The following is an 18,595-nucleotide window of genomic DNA, read 5'->3' as shown; positions in this document are numbered from 1 at the left end:
AGGATTAGGCTGAAATTAAGCCTGAATACCGGTGATTTTGATCTCGGTGTACCACTGGCGGTGGCCCATACGCTTCATGTGGTGCTTACGACGACGGAACTTGATGATGCGGACTTTATCGTGACGACCTTGGGAGATCACTTCAGCCACAACGGTAGCGCCTGCAACAACTGGAGCGCCGATGTTCACGTCGTCGCCATTGGCAACCAACAGAACGCGATCAAAAGTAACGGATTCGCCGGTAGCGATTTCCAGTTTTTCAATCTTCAGGTATTCACCTGGGGCGACCTTGTATTGCTTGCCGCCAGTAACGATTACTGCATAAGACATGGTGTATCTCCGATAATCCTGCTCACCCAGCTCTTTATAGGAAGAGGTATTGGCTGGCATGGCTGCACAAGGCTGGAAGGCCGACATGCAATTGCGTAAGGCAGGTGCTGCCCAGGAAGTTAGGGTGCGCGATTGTACGCAAGCGATCAACGCCTTGCAAGCTGCGTTATGTCACGCCTTGACAGGGTGGGGCCTGCAACCTAGCATGCCGCGCAACCCTTCTGGAGCACGTCTCGCTGATGCAACCCCAAGCCTTCTACACCGCTGTGGCGGACGACTTTACAGCCGTCGACCACATTATCAAGAAGCAGCTGACATCGCGCGTGCCGCTGGTCTCCAAAATCGGCGACTACATCACTTCCGCTGGCGGTAAACGCCTGCGTCCGTTGCTCGTTCTGTTGTGCGGCAAAGCGCTGGGCTCTGGCGGTGATGACCTGCGCCTTTTGGCGGCGACCATCGAATTCCTGCACACCGCCACCCTGCTCCACGACGACGTGGTAGACATGTCCGGCATGCGCCGCGGCCGCTCGACCGCCAACGCCATGTGGGGGAACGCACCCAGCGTGCTGGTGGGGGATTTCCTGTATTCGCGCTCGTTCGAGATGATGGTTGAACTGGGCTCGATGCAGGTGATGCAGATCCTCTCGAAGGCCACGCGGGTCATCGCGGAAGGCGAAGTGCTGCAGCTGTCCAAAGTACGCGACGCCAGCACCACCGAAGAAACCTACATGGAAGTCATCCGCGGCAAAACCGCAATGCTCTTCGAAGCGTCGACCCACAGCGCCGCAGCCCTGGCCAACGCCGGCCCGGAGCAAAGCGAAGCGCTGCGTACCTTCGGCGATCATCTGGGTGTCGCTTTCCAACTCGTCGACGACCTGCTGGACTATCGCGGCGATGCGGAGACCCTCGGCAAGAACGTCGGTGATGACCTCGCCGAAGGCAAGCCCACCCTGCCGCTGATCTACACCATGCGCGAAGGCACCGCTGAACAGGCTGCGCTGGTTCGTCAGGCCATTCAGAAGGGCGGCCTGGAAGATCTCGAAAGCATCCGCAACGCCGTGGAAACATCAGGCGCCCTCGAGTACACCGCCCAGCTGGCACGCGACTACATCGCTCGCGCCATTGCCTGTCTGGATGTGCTGCCGCCGAGCGTCTATCGCGACGCACTCGTCGAGCTGAGCGAATTTGCGGTCGCTCGCACACACTGACCGCTGCCCCGCTCCGCTGAAAGCCCGTCCATGTGACGGGCTTTTTGTTGTGCGGGATTCAGGCCCGCCCTCAAGGCCTGCCCCGTCAGCAATGCGAATTAATCTCAAATAGATCCTTGCTATTCCTCAGATAAGAATTATTCTCATTGAAACACTCAAGGAGAATCACATGACGTATCTGATTGATGCCTGGCTTGACCGGCCACAACCCTACCTGCGCATCCTCGATCGCGAGACGGGTCAAGTGTGTGCGGTGCTGGAAGAAGAGGCGCTGGACGAATTGCGCGATCAGGGGGATCTGGATGTCAGCAGCCTGAGTTCAAGCGAACCCGGCGTTCAGAAGGAGATGGTGCGGAGCCTGTTTCTGTTCTGCTATGCGCGGGCATTGCGTCCGACCAGTGAACTGCATTGATGACGACACCTAAAATGACAATGCCGAGCCAGCGCGGGGCTGACTCGGCATCTGTCGAGCGTGAAGCGGTCGCTACAGAGGCTTACAGAACGTCGAGCAGTTCAACGTCGAAGACCAGAACGCTGTGCGGCGGAATGCTGCCAACGCCTTGAGCGCCGTAGGCCAGTTCGCTAGGAACATACAGACGCCATTTGCTCCCGGCCTTCATCAGTTGCAGGGCTTCGGTCCAGCCTGGGATCACGCCGCCAACCGGGAATTCAGCCGGCTCGCCACGATCGTAGGAGCTGTCAAACACAGTGCCGTCGATCAGCATCCCGTGGTAGTGAGTGCGCACGTTGCTTTCGCGGGTCGGCTGAGCGCCTTCGCCCGCAGTGATCACTTCATATTGCAGACCGGAGGCCAGAGTGGTCACGCCATCACGCTTGGCGTTCTCGGTCAGGTATTCCTTGCCGGCGCCAGCTGCTGCTTCAGCTTTGGCCGCTGCTTCGGCTTGCATGATTTCGCGGATGACTTTGAAGCTCGCACCCATTTCTTCCTGGCCAACGCGGCTCGGTTTGCCGGCAAAGGCGTCGGTCAGACCGGCCAGAATGGCGTCGAGGTCGACGCCCGGCGGCGGGTTGTCACGCAGTTGGTCGCCCAGCTGACGACCAATACCGTAGCTGACGCGGGTTTCGTCGGTGGACAGATTGACTTCGGACATGACACTGCTCCGCTGAAGAGCACCCGTGGGTGCTCACATTTAAAGGCCGGGCAGACTAGCACAAAGGGCAATATCCAGTAAAAACCTACCAGGTCGAGCGGATGGACAGGGGGATCTTGACGTTCTGGTCCAGGGCGTCTTCCACACCGCACATCTCATCATGGACCACGGCGTGCACCAGACTGAACGGGATGGGCGGCACAGATTGCAGGAGTTGCCGTGCGTGCTCGACCGAACGCAGGTGCAACGCTTTGTTCTGTGCGTCGACCAGACGATGTGCGACGCCCTGCATCCGCGCTTCCAGCAGGTAGATGCCGCCTTCGATGGAGATAAGGTTGAGTTCGTCGATGCGGCCGGCGCCGGCGTGTGAGGTGAGTTCCTGCAAGTTCATGGCTAAGCCTCGTGGTGACTGGCTGAATAAGCGAACCCCAAGTCTCGCTGACACTGGCCTGAGCGCAAGGGACCAGCAGTGCCGCTGGTCATATTGGCTCGTAACGCTTCGATCACCCTACAGCCGGAAGCGCAGGCGATCAGTGCTTGGTCAGCTTGTCCAGATAGCCCATCGCGAAGGCAGAGACCACGAATGTCATGTGGATGATCACGTACCACATCAGGTATTGAGGCTCGATGTTCTTGGCGTCCATGAACACCCGCAACAGGTGAATGGACGAAATCGCGACGATGGACGCGGCGACTTTCATCTTCAGCGACGAAGAATCCATCTTGCCCAGCCAGTTGAGCTTTTCCTTGCCTTCGTCGATATCGAGTTGAGACACGAAGTTTTCGTAGCCGGAGATCATCACCATGACCAGCAGACCACCGACCAGCGCCATGTCGATCAACGACAGCAGCACCAGAATCAGGTCCGATTCGGCCAGCGCGAACACGTTAGGGATGATGTGAAAGATTTCCTGGAAAAACTTCAGCGCCAGCGCCAGAAGCCCCAGAGACAAACCGAAGTAGATCGGCGCCAGCAACCAGCGCGATGCGTACATGGCATTTTCGATAAAACGTTCCATTGAAGCTCACAGATCATTGAAAAGCTCGCGAGTATAGGGCGAAGGCCAATTAGCACAACCCACCGCGAAAAGAGTTGAAACAATAACGCCCGATCGGGCGCCGGAGGAGATCGACGAATCCGCATTTTGGAGACCGAAGAAAGCACATGCGGACGCGTCGAGAGGCTGGGATCAGTTGACCGGAGACGTCCGCTGAGCCTGAGCAGCGTCGCTGTTGATCCTTCGCAGCTCCCCTTGAAGGTGAAGGCTCCAGATCGGGATCTCCTCCGCCGTTTCATAGCCATGCAACACAAGGCTTTCAGCAATGGCATCAAGCACCGATTCGGCAGCAATCGGTCCATGAAAAGGCCCCTGAACCTTGAGTGCCGAGGGCTGTTCGCCAGACATTCCGGCAGCGAACAACAAGGTCCACATTCCTGTATCGCCTGACAACGGGCGAACGACACATTCGATTCGGGTCACCAGACCCAGGCATTGGCGAGTCAGACAGAGGCTGCGCGGCATGGCGAGCTCCTCATTGATTGCAGTATTCATTTCTTTCGCAGAACGAGAGAAATGCGTCAGTCCCTTTGACAACTGCTGCAACCCGACAATATCGAACAAATACCCTGTTGGAAAAGCGCGAAAACGAAAAGGGCGCCGAATGGTCATTCTGCCATCAAGCGCCCCGTTTCATTGACGTCAAAGGCCTAGCTTTTCAGCTCGGGCTGTAATTGTGGCGCCTCCTTTTCGAGCTCTTTGAGGTCGTCGTCGCTGAGCATTTCAGCGATGTCGCGCAGGCGGTCCACTACCCTGCCATTGACCGAATCATCGGGGAACTGACCGTCTTCGTCCGCTTCTCCGACCGGCATGCCCACCAACAGGCTCAGCGCTTCATCCACCTGACGCACGGCGTACACGTGGAACTGGCCGGCGCGCACCGCTTGCAGCACGCGCTCGTCGAGCATCAGCGTGGCAACGTTGGCATGGGGAATGATGGCGCCTTGATCGCCCGTAAGACCTCGGGCTTCGCAGAGTCGGAAGAAGCCCTCGATCTTCTCGTTGACGCCGCCGACCGCCTGGACCTCACCGAACTGGTTGATCGAGCCGGTGATGGCGAAGCACTGCTTGAGCGGGGTTTTCGACAGTGCGGAAATCAGCGTGCAGACCTCGCCGAGGGACGCGCTGTCGCCATCGACGTAGCCGTATGACTGCTCCAGCGCGATGCTCGCAGAAATGGCCAGCGGGAATTCCTGGGCATAACGGCTGCCCAGATAACCGGTCAAGATCATTACGCCCTTGGAGTGAATCGGCTGACCCAGGTTGACCTCACGCTCGATGTCGACGATGCCGCTGCCGCCCGGGTAGACCGTCGCTGAAATGCGCGCCGGCACACCGAACGCGGAATCCCCCACTTCCAGCACCGTCAGGCCGTTGCATTTGCCGACCGCCGCGCCATGGGTGTCGATCAGGATGATGCCCGCCAGCATGTCGTCAAGAATGCGTGCGGACACACGACCGGTGCGGGTGGCCTTGGCCTTCAACGCCCGCTCGATGTGTCCGGCGTCGGTGCGCTCGTCACCGGCCACGCTGCGGATGAAGTCCGCCTCGCTGACCAGTTGAAACAGATCGCCGATGCGCGCCGACAAGCGCCCCTGATGCTCGGCGAGACGCGCACTGTACGTGGCAAGGCGCGCGACCGCGTCCGCCGTCAGGGGGGCCATGCCCTCCTCCGAGGTCCGGGTTTTGAGCAGCTGGGCGAATTGCTCCAGGCTCTCGTCGACCATCGGGATGTCTTCGTCGAAATCCACCAGCACCCGGAACATCTCCTGGAAGTCCGGATCGAGGTCCTGCAGTGTGTAATAGAGCGATCGTGCGCCAATGATGATGACTTTGACCTGCAGCGGAATGGTCTGCGGGGTCAGGGTCACGGTAGCCAGACGCCCCAGCTCACCCAACGGTGCTTCCATCTTCAGCTTGCGCGATTGCAGGGAGCGCTTGAGGGCGTCCCACACGAATGGCTCGCTGAGCATTTTCTCGGCTTCGAGCACCAGAAAGCCGCCGTTGGCCCGGTGAAACGCTCCGGGCCGTAGCTGACGATAGGTGGTGTAAAGCGCGCCCTGATCGGTGCTGTATTCGATACGGCCGAAGAGGTTGTCGTAAGTCGGGTGTGGTTCGAACACCACCGGCGCACCACCGCTGGCGGCATGGCCGACCATCAGGCTTGGGCAGTATTGCTCTTCGAGCAGCTTGCGTGCCTGGGCATCGGTTTTGCTGTCGTCGACCAGTTGCTCGACCACGGTTTTCAGCAGGTTGACCTGCACCGCCTGGAGGTAGGCGCACACCGCGGCGTTTTCGGCGTACTGCTCGGACAACGGTGCCAGCAGGGGCTGAAGCGCGAGGATGATGGTCTCTTCATTGAGCTCACGCATCTGGTTGTTGGACTCGCGCTTCCACTGCGGCAGGCTGGCGAGCTCTTCATTCAAGCGCTCCTCCAGCGCCGAAATATCGGTGTGAAAACGCTCGCGCTCGACTTCCGGCAATTGCGAAAACTCGGCCTCGTCCAGCGCCTTGCCTTCGAGCATCGGGGTGAAGGCGATATTGGTGTTGTCGCGGTACAGCGCGATGTCCTTTTCCAGCGCAAGACGCTCGATGACGTCGAGTGCACGGTCATAGCGCTGGTTGAAGGCGCGGTCGATCGAGCTCTTCTTTTGCTGGTAGGACGGATGCTCGAACACCGCAGGAAACGTCGACAGCAGGTTGTCGATCAGTCCATTGATGTCGGCAATGAACGCGCTGGCGCTGCCGGGCGGCAATTCCAGTGCGCGCGGCTCGCGGGCGTCGTCGAAATTGTTGACGTACACCCAGTCCGACGGCGTCTGCATGCGCTTGGCTTCGGCCTTGAGGTAGCGTTTGACGAAAGAGAAGCGCCCGGTGCCAGGCTCGCCCATGACGAACACGTTGTAGCCGGGGCGCGGCATGGCGACGCCAAATTGCAGGGCTTCGACCGCTCGTTCCTGGCCGAGCACGCCGCGAAAGGGTTCCAGATCGTTGGTTGTCGTGAAGCTGAACTGTTCAGCGGAAAAGGGACGGGTCAGCGCTTCGGGCGCAAGTCGCAAGCTGGCAGCAACAGAATCGGGCATCGGACATCCTTACATCAGGCGGGGCAGATGGGCGCATTCTGGCGCTCGCCGCACCGCACTGGCAAGGCATGAACCACCTGATCGCTTTTCCGTATGAGGAACCTGCCTACACACCCGGCGGAGGTGGATTACACGCAACAATCTGCAATTGCTGACGGAACGTTCATATCGTGCCTAAACTCCAACTTGCGCGACCGGTAACAATTAAATAACCGGTTCGCCCTGGCGCCCTTACGGCCAGGAATCCGACCCTTGGTTGAAACAACAGAGACTAAAGCTATGAAACGGATTCTTCTTGGTACTCTCTTCGCCGCTGTGTCCATCAACGCCATGGCTCAAGCGCCTGGCGGTCCGGACTGCGGTTGGGGCAACATGCTGTTTGAAGGTCAACGCGGTACTCCCGCTCACTTCCTCGCTTCCACCACCAACGGTACTTCGGGCAACGCCACCTTCGGCATGACCTCGGGCACCAACGGTTGCTCCACCAACAGCGCGCTGACTTACGGCGGCAAATCCTGGATTGCCATGAACGGCATGATGGATGAGCTTTCCAAGGACATGGCCATGGGCCAAGGCGAAGCACTGACCACGTACGCGGTCGTGTTGGGCGTTGCACCGGAAGACCGTGCGCATTTCGCCGCAGTCACCCACGAGCACTATCAGCAGATCTTCACCAAGGCCGACGCCACTGCTGAAGACGTTCATACCAACACCATCGACATCCTGAAGAACGATCCGACTCTGGCTAAATACGCGACCCAAGCTTAAAGTCGTGCCGCCTGCCTTCCTCCCCGGAAGGCAGGTTCTCCGCCCTGCCCACTTCTGACTAGTTGCCACTCTATGCTCAAACGCCTTGCCTGGCTGATGCTCTGTGTCTGCGCCCCGCTGTCCGCCGCGCCTCACGTCGACAATGATCGTTTGCAGCAACTGGCCAATTCCAGATTCTGGATATCCATCGGCCACTATGAAGCCGGCAAGCTGGGTGGCTGGCGCAGCTATGTCGACGACCCGAAATTCTTCCTCGCCCAGAACGGCGCCCATGACCCCAAAGCCGAGCTGGCCGCGACGCTTGAGGCGATCTACCGTCCTGTCACCCAAGGCCAGGAAAACGCCCATCCGCAGTGCGTTTACCCCTCCCGCACGCGCTTTCTGCGCGACGAATTGAAGCTGACCGATTTGCCCGCGGTTGACTGCAAAGAATTCAACAAATGGTTTTCCGATGTAGCCCCGGACAGCACCGTGCTGATCTTCCCGGCGGCCTACCTCAACAGCCCGTCGTCCATGTTCGGCCACACGCTGCTGCGCATCGATCAGGCGGACGTGCAGGCCAACAAGACCGCTTTGCTCAGCTACGCGATTAATTTCGGCGCTTACATCGAGGGTTCCGACAACAGCATTCTGTATGCGTGGAAAGGCTTGGCAGGAGGCTACCCGGGGCTGTTCGCGCTGGTGCCGTATCAGGAAAAACTCTCCGAGTACCGTAGCCTGGAGAACCGCGATTTGTGGGAATACCGCCTCAACCTGACGCCCAAAGAAACCCGGCGCATGGTCGAGCACGTGTGGGAACTCAAACAGATTCGCTTCGGGTATTTCTTTTTTGACGAGAACTGCTCATACCGGTTGCTAGAGCTGCTTCAGGTGGCTCGCCCTAGCCTGGACCTGACGCCGCAGTTTCGTCTGACGGCCATTCCCACGGACACCGTGCGCGCGGTCAAGGAAGCGGGTCTGGTCGAGAAGATCGAGTATCGCCCGTCCAGGGAACGCGAGCTGCTGAGCCGCGCCGAGCCGCTCAATCACGATGAGCAGCAGTGGGTTTTGAAAGTCAGTGCGGACCAGAAGCAAATGCAGAGCGCCGAGTACATCGCGTTGCCGAAGGAACGTCGCGCGTTGATTCAGGACGCGGCCTACAGGCTGGAGCGGTATCGCGCCAACGGCCAGGAACGTGATCCGACGAGCGCGCAACGCAGCTATGACCTGCTGCGTGCGATCAGCACCAATCCGCCGCCGCCGTTGGAGATTGAACGCCCGGGTCTGCCGGAAGATGGTCATGAGTCGCGTACCTGGCAACTGGGTGCGGGCACCCGGGACGACAAGGCGTTCGCCGAATACGGCCTGCGCATGGCGTATCACGATTTGAATGACAACGCGTATGGCTTTCCGCTCGGCGCGCAGATCGAAATCCTGCAGCTCAAGTTGCGCCAATACGAAGACAGTCATTGGCAGGTCCAGCGGCTCGATCTGGCGACCATCCGTTCGCTGACACCGCGCAACGAGCTATTGCAGCCCTGGTCGTGGCAAGTGGCGGGCGGCCTTGAGCGGGTGCTGGGCAAGCACGGCGACGAGAATCTGGTGAGCCACGTCAACGGTGGCGCGGGGGGGACGTGGAAGCTGGGGGACGACGTACTGGGCTTCGCGCTCGGCACCGTGAGGGTTGAGCACAACAACGATTTCTCGGCGCTGGTTTCGCCGGCGGCGGGTTTCAATACCGGCGTGCTGTGGCGTAACCCGCTGGGGAATTTCAGTCTGGAGAGCAAAGGCGATTACTTCACCAACGGCGAAGTACGGCGCAACATCAGCCTCAATCAACAATGGGAACTGTCGCGCAATCTCGGCCTGCGGCTCAGCGCCCAGCGGGATTTCAGCCAGCTGACCTCGCCGGTGAATGAAGTGATGCTTGAGCTGAAGTGGTATCACTATTGAGTGATGCGCTCCTGGTTTTTCAGTGTGATGCCCGACGTCTTCCCGGCTGAAGCCGGTCCTACAATGCGCGCGACGGTTGTGTAGGACTGGCTTTAGCCGGGAAGAGCCCAGCACTGCTATGTGCGCGTCGTGGTGTAACCTTCTTCTTCGATCAATCTCACAATCTGCTCAGCCTCAAGCTGACTCTGGACTTTCACCTCGCCTGTGGCGAGATCAACCTGCACCTGCGCCGTGGGGTCTTGCCCCTGAATGGCGCCAGTGACGGCTCGCACGCAATGTGCGCAGGTCATGCCTTGAACCTTGAATACCTGCATTTGCTGACTCCTCTTCCCATCGAAAACGTGTGATGACGCCATCTAAGACCTTTCCGTCGGGGCAAGGTCAAGTTTCCGGTGAATCGGCCGGGCTGGCATTCATCCGCACTCTGCGCCAGAGTGCGCCTACAACCTTCATATCAGGAGAATCAGACATGCACTGGTCAGCCTTTCGTATTGCAGGTTTCGCCGGACTGTTGGCTTGCGCATCCTGGGCTCATGCCGATCAGGACTATGGCGTGCTGATCATTTCCCGCGAGCGCCTGGAGATCTCCACGTCCTGCGAAATCGGGATCTTCATGCAGGACCAACTCGTCGGGCGCCTGTACCAGGAAGAGTCTCGCTCCTTCAACCTGCCCGCGGGCGACCTGTCTGTGCGCTTGCGTGTACTGCCAGGCCAGACGCCGGGCTGCTCGCCGGGCATTGAGGCGCAGAACAACACGCGCCTGCACATCAATGCAGGTGACGTTCTGAAATACCGCATCGCGTCCGGGCCCAACGGGATGTATCTGAAAAAAGCGGATTTGAATTACTGATAACGGCTCAGAACGACCTTGCCGCCCTGGCAAGGATGAGCTGAAAGTAATCAACTTCAGCTAGCGATGCCTGCGCGATGCGCACCCTCCCCTGATTCCCTTTCACAACGGCCAACAGGCAACTCGGTATTGCCGACGCCCGCAGGTTATTCGCTATATGCCTGACAGGACACTATCGCGAATCAATATTTGAAGAACATGGCATACCGCGCTCTCTCCATCTATACATTGAAGTCAAGACAAGGAGTCACGCAACCCCTACTTAAAAGGAGTTTACAAAATGGCGCGTCTTCCGCCTACAGCAGGATCAGTACAAGTTCTCGACAATGGAGTTCCTCTTGGCACCGCCACACTCCAGGCCGATGGCACATGGAACTTACCCGCTGCGGGGCTCGCACAAGGCACACATACCTTTACTGCTCGCGTTGATGGCGTTATCTCCAATCCATGGACCGTCAACATCCAACAGAATAATGAGATGAACCTTGTCGAACCCCATTTCAAAAATGCGACAAGTGCAGGGAACGGCAGAGAGCAGATCAATTATTACGCCTACGAAGGCGATGGTTACGTGGAGATTCCTGCCTATGGTGCCCTGAATGGAGATACGGTGCGTGTGTCTTGGGTGGGCAGGAGCGTCACGATAGACTCCGAGATCCAAACGGTGACCAATCCTGCGATTCCGCTGGTCTTCAAGATTTCCATGTACGAGGTCATCGACTGCATCGGGGTCAACGCAACCATCAAATACACCGTGGTACGGCCGCCCAGCAACGAAGTGCATAGGTCTCTGGCCTTGTCCTTGACGGTCATGGGCCATTCCGGTGCCATTGCCGCGCCCACCATCAATAGCCCGGACAACAACAACCTGCGCGTTCAGTTTGCGACTGATTACTACTCGGCGCAGGCGCGGTTCATCGGGCTGACCACCGTTGAAAGTCCTATAAAACAGTTTAACGGCAACTATATAAACTTCACTATTGATCAAACCTGGCTGAACGCAAACAGGGGTAGGCCCGTACTGTTTAACTGGAGCTTGAAACGCTTCGGCAATAGTCAAATCTTTTACTCGCAAATACTGCGGGTCAACGACTTGAAGTACAAGGAAGTCGATCCTGGAACGTTCGAGCAATTCGATCCGGCTACGCGCGATGCTATTCAACGCTTCATAGCGAGCGCCTATGTGCTCATCAAGCTGCTGTTCAAACGTTAGTTGGCGAGGAACGCCCCATGAAAACAAGGATGCTTTTAATCGCCGCGTTATTGGCCGGCGCTGCCGCCACACAGCTCTCAGCTGCAGAGGTGGCCATGAAACAGCCCCTTAAACCTTCTGTTGCCCAGAACTGCAGTGAGTACATTCAGAGCGGAAAATGGGTGTATCGCTTCAGCAGCGATTATCAATTCAACGAATGGATGCTGTCACTGACACCCAGTGCATGCGGCCGCTACATCGACGCAACTGAAACGGCGTACATGTTTTATGAAGTCGTCAAGAAGTTCGGACAGAGCGAACATTGGTCGAATAACCGGGGCATGATCAATCAGTTGACCTGTCACCTCTACATCGCGCGGGAAAAACCTGAGTGGAATCTGGAGCCGTGGAGGCCATACGTGGGGTATACCAAAACGGTAGCAGCCGGATGCAACCCTCTCGAACCCGATCCGGACCCTGTCTACCACTGAATCCCTGCCAGACCTGGCGGTGGCTGAGCATCGTTAGATGAAGCGCTGGACACTGATCCAGCGCTTCATTGGCGGGTTGCTACTGCATCCAGGGCGGAGGCGGTTCTTCTGACTTGTTCGGCGGCGCATCGTCCGCCGTTCGCGCGGCCTGGCGCCTTGCGTCATCCAGTCGCGCCGCTTCGATCTCGCGCAAGACACTGCCGACGTCGGCAATATCATCCGGATCTGCAAATTCCCCGGTCAGCACGGTCGCAGGGGACAACGTGCCGGCTTCGAAGTGGGACCACATCTCCCGTGCGTAGCGCGTTTCTTTCAGCTCGGGCGCAAACCGGCCGAAGTAGGACGCCATGTTGCCGACGTCGCGCTCCAGCATGGTGAATGCATGATTGTTGCCCGCAGCATCTACCGCTTGCGGCAAGTCAATAATGACCGGCCCGGTAGGCGTGAGCAGCACATTGAACTCGGACAGGTCACCGTGCACCAGGCCGGTACACAGCATTAGCACGATTTGCTGAATCAGGAACGCGTGATACTCGCGCGCCTGATCGGGCTCAAGCGTCACATCATTCAAACGCGGCGCGGCATCACCGTACTCATCGGCAATAAGCTCCATGAGCAGCACGCCCTCGAGAAAGTCGTACGGCTTGGGCACTCGCACCCCGGCCCCTGCCAGACGGAACAGCGCCGCGACTTCAGCGTTCTGCCACGCGTCTTCGGTTTCCTTGCGGCCGAACTTCGAACCCTTGGCCATGGCGCGGGCCTGGCGGCTGTTGCGGACCTTGCGGCCCTCCTGGTATTCCGCCGCCTGACGGAAACTACGTTTATTGGCCTCCTTGTAAACCTTGGCACACCGCAGCTCTTTGCCACAGCGCACCACATAAACAGCTGCCTCTTTGCCGCTCATGAGCGGGCGCAGCACCTCGTCGACCAGACCGTCTTCGATCAGGGGTTCAATGCGTTTAGGAGTCTTCATCAGCTTTTATTGGGGGTCCTTCGTTGCCAAACACGCGATTGTTGCTCGTTATACGGCAATCCTCTGTCGGCGAGTAGGGGCTTATGCGACTCGACCATGGATTCAATACCTGCCTCTACGGCGCTTACACCTGCAAAGCAGATTTCATGCCGGGCGCAGCGATACCCTGTCGATCAGCCATAAAGCCCTCTGCCAATGGGTCATATCAAAGGAAGGCCCCCCTAACGTCACGGATGCCAAGCGAACACTCAGAAATAAGGGGCCTTTGAAGACCCCTTCCATGACAGCAAATGGTTGCGTCTTCGTTACCAGCTATAGCGAACGCCTACGCTTACGCCCCAAGGTTGTTCGATGTTGCGGCCCTTCATAAAGTCGACATCCGCATGTAACTGCAGCACGTCGGTCATTTGCGCGGCAACGCCGGCCCCCAACTCGACGCGAGAGCCAGAGAGGTCGTTTGTGAAGCGGTTTTCGTTGATGCTCACGCGATTGCGCGACACAAACTCGTGAGCAGCGGCCACCTTCATATAGGGCTGAACAAATGCCCCATCGTCCAGCGTGAATGTGCGGCCCACTTGCGTACCGGCTTTGCCCAGCAACGAATCGGCCCGGTTGCTGCTGGCGCGCATGCCGTTGTCGAGATCGTAACTTTCTCCACCGACCAACAGTCCGGAAACTTGAGCGAACGGCTCGACGAACCAGTCATCTGCGAGCTTGATGTGCTTGCCGACCTCTACCGAGGCACCGACGCCTGCAGTGTTGTAATTACCCTTTGCTTTCTCGCCATCGCTCATGCGCACTTCGGAATGGTTCTGGAAACGGTTGGCCTTGATCAGCGCATCGACATAGAACCCATCATCGGCAAGCCAGGTGCTATAGGCGCCGAGGTAATAGCTGTCAACCGTACCGGATGTGCCTTGCTGAAGGTCCAGGTCGGACTTGCTGTAACCGCCCATCAGGCCCACAAGCCATTGGCCCTCGTTGCTTGGCAAAGGCGCGTCAGCACCGAACGCTACCCCCTGCTGGACTTGCTTATAGGCCACGCCGCCACCCGCAGACATGTTGAATTTATTGCCGTAGCTGCGAATCCAGCCGCCGCCCTGATCGGTACCGTTGCGCAATTCTCCCATGCGAGTGCGCAGCGTCGCTGATTCGCCATACCAAATGGTTGGCGCGGCGCTGAACAGGCCGATCACGGCTTGTGAGGACTCAGAGAGCTCGTCGGTCTTCACCAGCGACCAGTCCGTGCCGCCTTCGGCCACGTTCTGCTCAAGCTGATAGGCGTAGGTGCCAAAGTCGACCTTGCCGCCGAGCAGAGAAAACTGTGCATCGCCTTCTGCCACATGCACGAGGGTCTGGGTATCGTTGGCCTGAACCGGATCGACACCGGTGTTCTGTACCAAAAGCTGGTAACTACCGACGGCCGTTCCTGTCACCTCCAGGAAATCACTCTCGCCAGCCGCCAGATCGGTGCCCATGGCAAATGTGCCATTGCCTTCCAGTTGGCCCAGTGTCAAGCGGCTGAATTCGGGTGTCGTCCCTCGCAGATCAACGGTCCCACCGTTCAGGAAGAGCGAGTTGACTGAGGAATGGCCCTGCATGATCCACGCAGAAGAGTGATCGATAGCGAGGCTCGTAGCGTTAGTCACCTTGCCTGTGAGACTGGCATTGCTATCCAGCGACAGCTTGGCGGTAGATCCCTCTTGCACCAGAACATCACCTTCCAGTTGACTGGCGCTGACGTTGAATGTGGCGATAGCAGCGTTTTCTACCTCGAGGATCACCCCGTTGCCACCTTTGAGGGTGGAGCCGTTGGCGACATCGATCCTGGTTTCGACAGCCGGAGCGTTGCCGGCACTGACCAGAATGGCGCTGCCCTTCTCACCCACGACCGCAGAACCATCGGCCACAACCAGGCTTGCGGCAGAAGACTGCGCCCCTGTTCGACCCGATACCATGACCACGCCGTTGTTTTCCCCTACGACGGTGCTGCCCGACATCGTGGCGCGACTGCCGCCCAGCACCATACCGACACCACCGGAAATAGGCCCCACTGTGTCGACGCCAGCATTGCCTTTGACGGTTGTGTTCACCAATGAAACTTCAGCGCCGTCGAATGCGTTAATCCCGCGACCGGCACCGGAAATGATGCTGTTAGTGACAACCGCGCTTGAGCCGCCCGTGTCCGTGTCATAGCGATACAGATGCAGTCCGAAGCTGGCTTCCGACGTTGAGGACGTGATGTTCTGCGCGGTAATGGTTGCGTTGTTGATGACGGCATGGCTTGTCTCGAGTAACACGCCGGCGCTGCCCCGGCTTGTCGCTGTGCCACCGTCGATATCAACGGTGGAATTCCAGCGGGCATCAATGTTTCCTGTTTCACCTCCCGGTGTGACGACGAGTCGCGCATTATTCAGCCGCCAGTCTTCCGGTGTATCGGCGTAACTGACTGTGGCCTCACTGCCTGGGCGAAGATAGCTGGCCCATCCCCCTTCGCACGTGAGCGCAGTCCCCAGGAAAACGGCGATGGGCCAGGGTGCAGCTCGCATGAATACTCTTTCGGATTTCATTAAACAGTTCCTCTCCCTCATGCACAACGATGTGCGGCTTTAAAGAGAGGCCATTTGATAGGAGAACTTCTTAAATTACGGCAAGAAAGGTCCTACGGTCATGTAGGACATTTCCTAAACAAACTTATCTTGGTACACAAATTGTGGAAGAATCGAGAAGTTTCCTGCGCCGGAGACGCAACCACGCGAAAAGGCGCATTACCAGGAATAGCGCAACCCGACATTCATACCCCAGGGTTGCTCGATGTTTTCGCCACTGCTGTAGTCCACATCGGCATGGAGCTGCAACACATTATTGAGTTGAAGCGCCACGCCCGCGCCTAACTCACCGCGGCTGCCGGACAGATCATCGCTAAACGTCGTCCGATTGACTTTGACTTCGTTGTTGCGCGCAAACTCATGGGCCGCGGCGACTTTCAAATAAGGCTGAACGAATCCTCCCCCGGTCAACGGAATATTTTTGCCCAAGTGGGTGCCCGCTTTGGCAACTAAGGAATCGGCCTTGTTGCTGCGGGCCTCCAATCCGTTATCAAGTGCGTAATCCTCTCCCTGTACCCACAGAGCCGAGACCTGTGCGAAGGGTTCGACAAACCAGTCTTCGGCAAACTTGATGTGTTTACCCACTTCGACAGAACCGCCGATGCCGTAGTTTTGATAATTACCCCTCGATTTTTCACCGTCACTCATGCGCACATCCGCCTTGTTCTGGAAGCGGTTGGCCTTGATCAGCGCGTCAACGTAGTAACCACTTGTCGACAGCCAGGTGCTGTACAAACCCAGATAATAACTCTGGACCCGACCATCGCTGCCTCGCTGCAAGTCGAGAGCGGATTCGCTGTAACCGCCCATTACACCCACCAGCCACTGCCCGTCTACTTCAGAGACCGGGGTGTCTACGCCGAATGAAATGCCAGACTGGGTCTGTGTGTAATTGACCTGGTCCGTTGCCGAGACCCTATATCGGTTTCCATAGGTTCGCGCCCAGACGCCGCCCTGATCGCGCCCGTTGCGCAGTTCCCCCATGCGGCTGCGCAACGTAGCGGTCTCGCCGTACCAGACAGTAGGGGCGGCACTGAACACTCCGATGACCGCGCGCGCCGACGGCGAGATGATCGGCTCGCCAGGACCGACTGGCGGTACACCTCCGTCCCCTTCGCCTGGGCCCACCGGCGGTTCACCTCCGTCCCCTTCGCCTGGACCCACCGGCGGTTCACCTCCGCCCCCTTCGCCTGGGCCCACCGGCGGTTCACCTCCGTCCCCTTCGCCTGGACCCACCGGCGGTTCACCTCCGTCCCCTTCGCCTGGGCCCACCGGCGGTTCGCCTCCACCGGTGGTTGCCTGGGCAAGAAACCACTCGTTGCCTCTTTTTTCGAGCCGGTACACGAATGTCCCCACGTCCACTTGGCCGCCCAGGACAGAAAAGGCCGCGCTGCCGCCTCCCGAGTGCACAACCTTCTGCGCGAAATCCTCCTGGATGGGTTCGACGCCCGTATTCTGCACACGCAGCACAAACGCCCCATCGGCATTCCCCACCACGTTGACCAGGTCACTGAGATGTCCGGCCAGATCCGTGCCCATCGTAAACGCGCCATTCCCCGCGAGGCTGCTGGCGTTGAGTGTGCGGAAACCCTGACCGCCCGCTCGCATGTTTACCGTCCCGCCAGCCATTGTCAGTTCGCCCACTGAGGAGTCACTGACCATGTTGAACGTGGAGGCCCCGTCGACGGCCATCCGTTGCCCCTGAACCACTGTCCCGGTCAGTTGTGAACCGTTATTGAGCGCGATGGAAACCGGGGTGACAGCGTCCTGCACCACGTCGCCGGTCATAGTGCTCCCATCGAGACTCAGGCTGCCCAGGTTGCTCACTGTGCCGACAAGGTTTGCACCATTGGTCATGGACACCCTCGCAACTGATCCACTGCTCTCGGTTACGTTACCGGTCACGGTGCTCGCACTCAGATCAAGACTTGCAATGTCGGACATGGATCCTGTGAATGTCGAGTTGTTTGCCATGACGACCGCAGTCGGCGAACCGGGCAAGGCAATGACGTTGCCGGTCATGGTGGCGGCATTTATGTTCAGACTGTTGATATGGGTCATGTCGCCGGTGAAAGCAGCGTTGTTACGTAATGTGACGTCGGCGAGCGAGCCCTGGATGACATTGACATCACCGACGAGTCGGCTGTCATCGGCCACAAAGTTCACGTTCGATGCCCGGGAAGCCGTAGCCGCCTGCCCAACCTCGAGAATCACGCCATTGCCGCTATTGAGCGTGGAACCGTTCTGCACGGTGACCGTGGCGTTGGTCACCGTGCCGACGACTGTCCCGATCAGAATTGCGCTGCCGGAGGTGCCTGTGAGAGTGGCGCCATCCAGGCTGAGCGACGGGGTGATTCGGCCGCCGTTGTCGGCCGTCAAAACCGCGCCCCGGTTACTGCCGGTAGCCGCCCCCCCTTGCAGGGATAACGATCCGCCAATAACCGTCAGCCCCACTCCATCGGCGATGACGCCCCCGGGCCCGCTGCCGCTGCTCGTCACTTGGGTATTGATCAGCGTTGCCGTGCTGTTGCCCACGACATTGACGCCTCGTCCAATGCCGCTGATCGAGCTGTTAGTGACACTGGCAGTCGACCCGCCTCCTGCACCGGAAATCTGACGGTTGACAGACAGGCCAACAGCATTGACCGATGAAATGGTTGAATCGTTGATCAGGCCGTTGCTGACGATCAGGCTGACGCCGGAAGAGTTAGGTTGGGTGGCAGGATCAATAGCCGAAACCGAGCCACCGTCGAGATTCACTGTTGATCCTGCCTGAGCGCTGATCCCCTGAGTTGCCCCACCCGGATTGACGAGCAGAGTCGCGTTATCAAGTCGCCAGAATGTCACGGGCGACCCGGCATTGACGATACCCGTTGTGCCCGGAGCTAAAATTGCCGCGCCTGCGCAATGACTGACGGCCATTCCAAACACCATGAGAACGGGAAATTCCCAACCTTCAGTTCCGAATCCTTTACGACGTGTCATAACT

Annotated in this window: 17 protein-coding genes; 7 read left to right on the top strand and 10 right to left on the bottom strand. The window is 58.5% G+C overall.

Annotated elements, in window-relative coordinates; all coding sequences use genetic code 11:
- Nucleotides 1-15 precede the first annotated feature (15 nt).
- Nucleotides 16-330: a 50S ribosomal protein L21 gene (gene rplU / locus QWI18_RS11950; RefSeq protein ID WP_003176051.1), complete on the bottom strand. Its 315-nt coding sequence runs from the start codon at nt 328-330 to the stop codon at nt 16-18.
- Between the two features lie 239 nt (nt 331-569).
- Between rplU and QWI18_RS11945 the strand changes: the two genes are divergently transcribed.
- Complete coding sequence (locus QWI18_RS11945) at nt 570-1,538, top strand: polyprenyl synthetase family protein (RefSeq protein WP_369318902.1); 969 nt, start codon at nt 570-572, stop codon at nt 1,536-1,538.
- Nucleotides 1,539-1,707: 169 nt separating this feature from the next.
- Nucleotides 1,708-1,950 carry a hypothetical protein gene (locus QWI18_RS11940; protein WP_065987680.1) on the top strand — a complete coding sequence of 81 codons (243 nt, stop codon included), beginning with the start codon at nt 1,708-1,710 and terminating at the stop codon, nt 1,948-1,950.
- An 82-nt stretch (nt 1,951-2,032) separates the two neighbouring features.
- Here QWI18_RS11940 and QWI18_RS11935 read toward each other — a convergent pair whose 3' ends face one another.
- The 5 genes from QWI18_RS11935 to QWI18_RS11915 all read right to left on the bottom strand — a co-directional run bounded on the left by QWI18_RS11935 (nt 2,033) and on the right by QWI18_RS11915 (nt 6,791).
- Nucleotides 2,033-2,650 carry an FKBP-type peptidyl-prolyl cis-trans isomerase gene (locus QWI18_RS11935; RefSeq protein WP_122535350.1) on the bottom strand — a complete coding sequence of 206 codons (618 nt, stop codon included), beginning with the start codon at nt 2,648-2,650 and terminating at the stop codon, nt 2,033-2,035.
- Between the two features lie 85 nt (nt 2,651-2,735).
- Entirely contained in the window at nt 2,736-3,041 is a 306-nt protein-coding gene (locus tag QWI18_RS11930; protein WP_369318901.1) for a DUF6482 family protein, read from the bottom strand.
- A 139-nt stretch (nt 3,042-3,180) separates the two neighbouring features.
- On the bottom strand, nt 3,181-3,669 hold the full coding sequence (locus QWI18_RS11925) for a TIGR00645 family protein (RefSeq protein ID WP_065987683.1): 489 nt from the start codon (nt 3,667-3,669) through the stop codon (nt 3,181-3,183).
- A 171-nt stretch (nt 3,670-3,840) separates the two neighbouring features.
- Entirely contained in the window at nt 3,841-4,173 is a 333-nt protein-coding gene (locus QWI18_RS11920) for a hypothetical protein (RefSeq protein ID WP_369318982.1), read from the bottom strand.
- A 185-nt stretch (nt 4,174-4,358) separates the two neighbouring features.
- Nucleotides 4,359-6,791, bottom strand: coding sequence for a Lon protease family protein (locus QWI18_RS11915; RefSeq protein WP_192133172.1), 2,433 nt, complete (start codon nt 6,789-6,791; stop codon nt 4,359-4,361).
- Between the two features lie 279 nt (nt 6,792-7,070).
- Here QWI18_RS11915 and QWI18_RS11910 point away from each other — a divergent pair, with 279 nt between their 5' ends.
- Together QWI18_RS11910 and QWI18_RS11905 are read left to right on the top strand one after the other, a co-directional pair.
- Nucleotides 7,071-7,559, top strand: a complete 489-nt coding sequence (locus tag QWI18_RS11910) for a DUF3015 domain-containing protein (protein ID WP_065987685.1) — start codon at nt 7,071-7,073, stop codon at nt 7,557-7,559.
- A gap of 72 nt (nt 7,560-7,631) precedes the next feature.
- On the top strand, nt 7,632-9,491 hold the full coding sequence (locus QWI18_RS11905) for a DUF4105 domain-containing protein (protein WP_369318900.1): 1,860 nt from the start codon (nt 7,632-7,634) through the stop codon (nt 9,489-9,491).
- A gap of 116 nt (nt 9,492-9,607) precedes the next feature.
- On the opposite strand, the gene QWI18_RS11900 is transcribed toward QWI18_RS11905, so the two are convergent.
- A complete protein-coding gene (locus QWI18_RS11900; RefSeq protein ID WP_192133176.1) occupies nt 9,608-9,805 on the bottom strand; it encodes a heavy-metal-associated domain-containing protein in 198 nt (65 codons plus the stop codon).
- A gap of 155 nt (nt 9,806-9,960) precedes the next feature.
- Here QWI18_RS11900 and QWI18_RS11895 point away from each other — a divergent pair, with 155 nt between their 5' ends.
- From QWI18_RS11895 to QWI18_RS11885, 3 genes are all read left to right on the top strand, one after another.
- A complete protein-coding gene (locus QWI18_RS11895) occupies nt 9,961-10,341 on the top strand; it encodes a hypothetical protein (protein WP_369318899.1) in 381 nt (126 codons plus the stop codon).
- A 280-nt stretch (nt 10,342-10,621) separates the two neighbouring features.
- Complete coding sequence (locus tag QWI18_RS11890) at nt 10,622-11,554, top strand: Ig-like domain-containing protein (RefSeq protein ID WP_369318898.1); 933 nt, start codon at nt 10,622-10,624, stop codon at nt 11,552-11,554.
- A gap of 17 nt (nt 11,555-11,571) precedes the next feature.
- Nucleotides 11,572-12,024, top strand: coding sequence for a DUF2599 domain-containing protein (locus tag QWI18_RS11885; RefSeq protein ID WP_065987690.1), 453 nt, complete (start codon nt 11,572-11,574; stop codon nt 12,022-12,024).
- A gap of 79 nt (nt 12,025-12,103) precedes the next feature.
- On the opposite strand, the gene QWI18_RS11880 is transcribed toward QWI18_RS11885, so the two are convergent.
- The 3 genes from QWI18_RS11880 to QWI18_RS11870 form a co-directional block, all read right to left on the bottom strand.
- Nucleotides 12,104-12,997 carry a PA4780 family RIO1-like protein kinase gene (locus QWI18_RS11880; protein ID WP_192133180.1) on the bottom strand — a complete coding sequence of 298 codons (894 nt, stop codon included), beginning with the start codon at nt 12,995-12,997 and terminating at the stop codon, nt 12,104-12,106.
- Between the two features lie 305 nt (nt 12,998-13,302).
- Nucleotides 13,303-15,567: an autotransporter outer membrane beta-barrel domain-containing protein gene (locus QWI18_RS11875; RefSeq protein ID WP_369318897.1), complete on the bottom strand. Its 2,265-nt coding sequence runs from the start codon at nt 15,565-15,567 to the stop codon at nt 13,303-13,305.
- Nucleotides 15,568-15,765: 198 nt separating this feature from the next.
- On the bottom strand, nt 15,766-18,591 hold the full coding sequence (locus tag QWI18_RS11870) for an autotransporter outer membrane beta-barrel domain-containing protein (protein WP_369318896.1): 2,826 nt from the start codon (nt 18,589-18,591) through the stop codon (nt 15,766-15,768).
- Nucleotides 18,592-18,595 lie beyond the last annotated feature (4 nt).

This window comes from Pseudomonas sp. W2Oct36 (assembly GCF_041060465.1).
GTDB lineage: Bacteria > Pseudomonadota > Gammaproteobacteria > Pseudomonadales > Pseudomonadaceae > Aquipseudomonas > Aquipseudomonas graminis_B.
The sequence above is the reverse complement of the archived record's forward strand: the minus strand, read 5'-3'. Positions and strand labels throughout refer to the sequence as shown.